A 5711-nucleotide genomic window follows, 5' to 3' on the forward strand; every position below is an offset into this window, starting at 1 on the left:
TGGACGCCCTGCACGGCCCGCTCGCGCGCGAAGTGGTGCGCCGGGCCATGGCCGAACCCTTCTGAGGGTCAGCGCCGTAGCCGCGCGGCCACGAAGGTCGTTGCGGCCACGGCGATCCGGCGCCGGTTCGGGACCGTCGCGCGGCGGGTGAAGATCTGGTACCCGCCGCGCTCGATCTCGTCCAGGATGCCCGCGTAGAGCACCGCCGCGGTGCGGATGCCGGGGCGGACCCGCGGGGTGAGCAGGTCGATGCCGGGGGCGGCGCGGCGGTACTGGTCGCGGTTGAGCGCGATCAGGTGGGCCAGGGCGCGCGTCAGCGGCGCGTCGACCGTGCGGGCCCGGTGACAGGACCGCAGGTGGTCCGCGTCGACGCCGAACGCGGCGAGGCAGTCGGCGGGAAGGTAGATCCGGCCCCGGTCGAGGTCCTCGCCGACGTCGCGCAGGAAATTGGTCAGCTGGAAGGCCTCGCCCAGCAGGGCGGCGGCCGGTTCGGCGTCGCGCACCGGTCCGACGGTGCCCAGGATCGGCAGCACCTGCAGGCCGATGGCGGCCGCGGAGCCGCGCATGTAGTCGCGCAGGGCGTCCATCGTGGGATAGACGGCCCGGTAGCCGGGCGCGCCGGGGATGTCCATGCGCATGGAGTCGAGGAAGACCTCCAGGTGCGCGCGATCGATGGCGTAGGTGGTCACGGTGTCGGCGGTGGCCGCCAGCACCGGGGCGTGTACGGGGTGGCCGGTGGGGACGACGCCCGTGTCCAGGGTGGCCCAGAGCTGGTCCGCGAGCTCGTCGACCTGCTCGGTGGGGGAGCGGGGGTCCTCGGTGGGGTGATCGACCAGATCGTCGACGACCCGGGCGAACGCGTAGAGGGCGTGCACGCCGGGGCGGCGGTCCGGCGACAGCAGCCGGGTGGCCAGGAAGTAGGTGCGGCCGTGGGCGGCGGCGATCCGCGCGCACAGCCGATAGGCGGAGGCGAGGTCGGGCGCGGCGGGACCGGAACGGGCGGCGAGGGGGAGCGCGTCGCCGCTCATGCGGGCAGCGACGCGGCCGCGGGCTCCCGGGCGGGCCGCACCGTGGAGGAGTTGAGGTGCAGCGGGTCGACGGTGCGCAGCGACAGGGCCGCGACCACCGAGGCGAACGTGGCCAGCGCGACGTGCCAGAAGTTGTAGAGGCCGATCGAGCCGTCGGGCTGGAAGACCAGCATCAGCCAGGTGCACAGGCCGACCAGCACCATCAGGGTCCGGGTCGAGAGCGCGAACCCGGCGGCCAGGGCCAGCGGCCATGAGTAGTACCAGGGCAGCGCGGCCGGGGAGAGCAGCACGATGGCGACGAAGGCGATGAGGATGCCCATGACGGCCTCCCGCTCGCTGTGGCGGAACCGCCACCAGGTCGCCACCAGGATGACCACCAGCGCGACCGCGCACAGGGCGCGGGTGCCGTCGAGGACCTGGTCCATGCGCAGCGGGGTGACCCAGGTGATCATGTGCGCGAGGACGGTCGGCAGCGACAGCCAGTTGATGATCTTCTTGGAGCCCGACAGCGCGGTCACCCAGCCGAAACCGACGCCGGCCAGGGCGGACGCGGCGACGAACACCACCGCGAACACGACCATGCCCAGCGAGGCGATCTTGGCGAACATGAGCACGGGGTGGGGCATGTCCAGGCTGCGCCGCGCGGCGTCGGGGTGGCCGGGGTCCTCGGCAGGCGCCTGGTCGGGATGCTCGGCGGCGCGCTGGGCGGCGCGGCGTTCCTTCTCGTGCAGCATCCAGATCCACACCAGGAACGGCAGCGCGACGCCCGCGGTGGCCTTGATCGCGACGCCGATGGCGACCACGACGATGCCCGCCACGTGGTGGCGCTCGAGCACGAGCGCGATGCCCGCGCACATCAGGCCGACCATGAGCATCTCGTTGTGCACGCCGCCGATGAGGTGGACCAGCACCAGCGGGTTGAGCACCGCCAGCCACAGCGCCACGGCGGGTTTGCCGCCCAGGTGCTTGGTCAGATATGGCACGGCCCACAGCATCAGCGCCAGGCCCGGCAGCATGACCAGGCGCAGCGCGATGGTGCCTGCGATGACGTTCTCGCCGGTGAGCGAGGTGATGGCGCGGCCCATGAGCAGGAACACCGGGCCGTAGGGGGCGGTGGTCGTGGTCCAGACCGGGCTGACATTGTCCAGCAGCACACCGGGATTGGCGACGGGGCCGACCAGGTAGGGGTCGAAGCCGTCGCGCAGCAGGGCGCCCTGGGCGAGGTAGGAGTAGGCGTCGCGGCTGAACATGGGCGCCGCGAACAGCAGCGGCGTGATCCAGATGCCGACGATGGCGCGCAGCTCGTTCGGGGTCACCTTCGAACCGACGCCGCCGGTGCCGATCGTGGTGCGGCCCAGCCGGACCCACGCGGTGATCATCATGAGCACGCCCGCCCAGATGAGGATGGTCGACAGCGCGTAGCCGTGCCCGAACCGCAGCCAGGACAGGTGCAGCGCCTCGAGCAGCGGGTCGCGCTTGCGGACCGCGCCCGCGCCGAAGCCGCCGAAGGTGATCAGCGCCGCGCCCGCGAAGCCGAGCAGCGCCGCGTGACCCTCCGGGCTGCGGAGGAAGTCGCCGGTGGTGCGCAACCGGGACCGGGCGCCGTGCTCGGTCCCGATGGGCGTGGTGCGCGACGGCGGGGGGCCGGTCGGGGCGGTGACGGTGCGCGTGGTGTCCATGGGGCCTACGGTCGTCTCGGGGGGCGGCATCGGCGGTCGGTCCCCCAGGAAGGTCGGCGGTCGCAACCGCGAGCGGATGAGTCGGGCGTCAGTTTACGGCTTCATCCGCGAACACCAACTCTCCGGTCCGCTCCGGTGCGTGTCCGGTCGCCGGTGACGCGGGCGGCGGCGAGCTTCCCCGACAGCAGCGTGGTCGGCACGCCGACCCCCGGAGTGGTGCCGCAACCTGCGAGAACGACGTTTCCGGCGCCGGGCAGGTTGCGGGGCCGGAACGGCCCGGTCTGGCGGAACAGATGCGCCGCCGAGAACGGGGTACCGGCCAGCATGCCCGCGGCCTGCCAGGTGGCCGGGGTGTCGAGGTGGTCGATGCGGAAACCCTCGGCGATGCCGGTGTATCCGCGCCGCTCCAGGGTCTGGAGCAGTTCGCGCAGGTAGGCGGGGGCCAGCCGGTCCCAGTCGAGGGGGGCGGCCACCAGATTCGGGCAGGGCGCGAGCAGCGAGAACGGTTCGTGGGGCCCGTCGGCCCGCTGGATCATCAGCCCCGGATCGCTGAGCGCGGGCCGGGTGAGCAGCAGCGACGGGTCGCTCATGAGCCGACCGCGGCCGCGCCGCGCGACGATCTCGCGGAAGACCTCCGACCACGCCGCCCCGAAGTCGATGGTGTGGTGCGCCTGCACCGGCCAGCGCGCGGCGACCGCGGCGGGCACGGTGCCGTGCGCGACGACGGCCGAGGGGGAGGCGCGCAGCCCGCGCCGCGGCCGCAGCCCGAACCGCCGCAGCGAGCCCAGGTCGGCGGTGATCACGACCGCGTCGCAGCCGAAGAGCCGGTCGTCGGCGGTGCGCACCGCCCTGGCCCGGCCGTCCGCGTAGTCGATGCCCGTGACCTCGGTGTTCAGTTCCAGCTGCCCGCCCGCGGTGGTGAACGCCTCGGCCAGCGCCGCGGTCACCGCGCGCATGCCGCCCTCGGGGAAGTACACGCCGAGGCAGGTGTCCATGTAGGGGATGGCGCCGTAGACGGCGAGCGCCTGGTCCGGGCTGGTGCCCGCGTAGAGGGCCTGGAAGGTGAACAGCCTGGTCAGGCGCTCGTCCTCGAGGAATCGGCGCACGCGCGGGCCGAGCCTGCCGAACCCGCCGAGCCGGGTCAGCCGCGCCAGCGCGGTCCGCGACCGCGCGGTGGCGACCATGTCGAGGGGCGAGTCGAAGTCGGTGTCGATGAAGTCGGCGAATTCCGCGTCGTAGAGGCGGCCGAGCCAGTCGCGCAGCCTGCGGTAGCCCGCGGCCTCGCGCGGCCCGCACGCGCGGGCGACCTCGGCGGCCATCTCGTCGGGGTCGCTGTAGACGCGGATGTCGGAGCCGTCGGCGAAGCGCGCGTGATAGGCCGGGCCGAGCCGGTGGATGCGCAGCGGCGTCGGCAGCGAGTCGCGGGTGTGCCCGACCGCGCCGAGGGCCTCGTCGATGAGTTCGGGCAGGGTGAGGACCGTCGCGCCGTTGTCGATCTCGTAGTCGGCGAAACGGTAGCGGCCGACCCGCCCGCCGGGGTGATCGGCGCGTTCGAGGACGGTGACGTGGTGGCCCGCGCCACGCAGGTGCAGGGCGGCCGAGAGTCCGGCCAGGCCCGCGCCGACCACGACGACGTGTTCGGTGTTGCCGACGACGCTCTTCATGCCGCGCCTCAGGCCGCGCGCCGGGTGGCGGCCAGCGCCATGGAACGCAGCAGGTCCTTGACGGCGGGGGTGGCCGAGCTGGCGGCGATCGCGGCCAGGCCGGACTCGGTGAGCGCCGCGATGCGCCGCTCGACCTCGTCGACCGCGCCGAGGTCGGTGAGCAGGGTCCGCAGCCGGTCGACGGTGCCGTCGTCGAGGTCGGTGCCGAGGCCGGCCCGCAGCAGCGCCGCGGCGGCGGGGTCGGTGGCGTCGGCGCGCCGCAGCGCCTCGGCGATCAGGACGGTCCGCTTGCCCTCGCGCAGGTCGTCGCCGGAGGGTTTGCCGGTGACCGCCGGGTCGCCGAAGACGCCGAGCAGGTCGTCGCGCAGCTGGAAGGCGATGCCGATGTCGGTGCCGTAGGTGCGCAGCGCCGCGACGAGGGCGTCGTCGGCCCCGGCCAGCGCGGCGCCGAGGTGCAGCGGGCGTTCGACGGTGTAGGCGGCGGTCTTGAAGCGGTTGATCCGCAGGGCGGCGGCCACCGTCTCGTCGCCGCCCGCCTCGCCGTTGATGTCGAGGAGCTGGCCGCCGAGCACCTCGGTGCGCATCGCCGCCCACACCGGCGCGAAACGCGCCCGCGCGGCGGGCTCGAGGCCCGCCTCGTCGACCAGGTCGTCGGCCCAGGCCAGCGCGAGGTCGCCGATGAGAATGGCCACCGCGGAACCGAAGTCGGCGCCGTCGCCCGCGCGGCCCGCCGCGCGGTGGCGCTCGGCGAAGTCCACGTGCACCGTCGGGAACCCGCGCCGGGTGCGCGAGGAGTCGATGATGTCGTCGTGCACCAGCGCGCAGGCCTGGACCAGTTCCAGGGCCGCGCACGCCGCCAGCACCGGGGCCGCCTGCGGGCCGGCCGGGTCGCCGCCCGCGCCGAGCCAGCCGGTCCAGGCGAAGGCGGGGCGGGTGCGCTTGCCGCCGCGCAGCACGAACTGCTCGAGCGCGTCGACGGCCTCGGTGAACACCGGGCCCAGCGGTTCGACCAGCACGCGGCGGGAGGCGAAGAACCGGGTCAGCACCGTCTCCACGGCGGTGACGAACGCCGGCGTCCCGGGGATGAGCCCGGCGAGATCGGTGTCGAGAACCACGTCGGCGAGCGGGGTATCGATTCCGGCGGGCACGGTGGGCCTCCTGCGTCGGGGAGCGATGGGACCCGGTGGACGAGATCCGGGTTGTCCGATGGTTCGAGGCCGGTCGCGCTCCGTCGCGCGTGTCGGGGCGTGGCACGCCGACAGGCCGTCCGACGCAGAATACGTGGGCGGCGCGCGACGGGCGCATTCCGGCCGGTGGGCGGGCCCGCGGCGTCCCGCGCC

At 74.2% G+C, this 5711-nt stretch carries 4 protein-coding genes; all 4 read right to left on the minus strand.

Annotation, left to right across the window (positions count from 1 at the left end):
* Nucleotides 1–68 precede the first annotated feature (68 nt).
* Nucleotides 69–1028, minus strand: coding sequence for a phytoene/squalene synthase family protein (locus ON36_RS08320; protein WP_043649922.1), 960 nt, complete (start codon nt 1026–1028; stop codon nt 69–71).
* The gene (locus tag ON36_RS08325) at nt 1025–2707 is read right to left on the minus strand and encodes an alpha-(1->6)-mannopyranosyltransferase A (RefSeq protein WP_083884991.1); all 1683 of its coding nucleotides are present in this window, start codon (nt 2705–2707) and stop codon (nt 1025–1027) included. The genes ON36_RS08320 and ON36_RS08325 overlap by 4 nt, the downstream gene beginning before the upstream one ends.
* Before the next feature lie 101 nt (nt 2708–2808).
* Nucleotides 2809–4371, minus strand: coding sequence for a phytoene desaturase family protein (crtI, locus tag ON36_RS08330; RefSeq protein WP_043649924.1), 1563 nt, complete (start codon nt 4369–4371; stop codon nt 2809–2811).
* Nucleotides 4372–4379: 8 nt separating this feature from the next.
* Nucleotides 4380–5486 carry a polyprenyl synthetase family protein gene (locus ON36_RS08335; RefSeq protein WP_052313763.1) on the minus strand — a complete coding sequence of 369 codons (1107 nt, stop codon included), beginning with the start codon at nt 5484–5486 and terminating at the stop codon, nt 4380–4382.
* Nucleotides 5487–5711 lie beyond the last annotated feature (225 nt).

Source organism: Nocardia thailandica NBRC 100428 (genome assembly GCF_000308795.1).
Classification (GTDB): Bacteria; Actinomycetota; Actinomycetes; order Mycobacteriales; family Mycobacteriaceae; genus Nocardia; species Nocardia thailandica.

What these genes read in the sequence shown, in the direction of transcription:
- ON36_RS08320 (WP_043649922.1), bottom strand. Translation starts at nt 1,028, where the DNA reads ATGAGCGGCGACGCGCTCCCCCTCGCCGCCCGTTCCGGTCCCGCCGCG.
- ON36_RS08325 (WP_083884991.1), bottom strand. Translation starts at nt 2,707, where the DNA reads ATGGACACCACGCGCACCGTCACCGCCCCGACCGGCCCCCCGCCGTCG.
- crtI (WP_043649924.1), bottom strand. Translation starts at nt 4,371, where the DNA reads ATGAAGAGCGTCGTCGGCAACACCGAACACGTCGTCGTGGTCGGCGCG.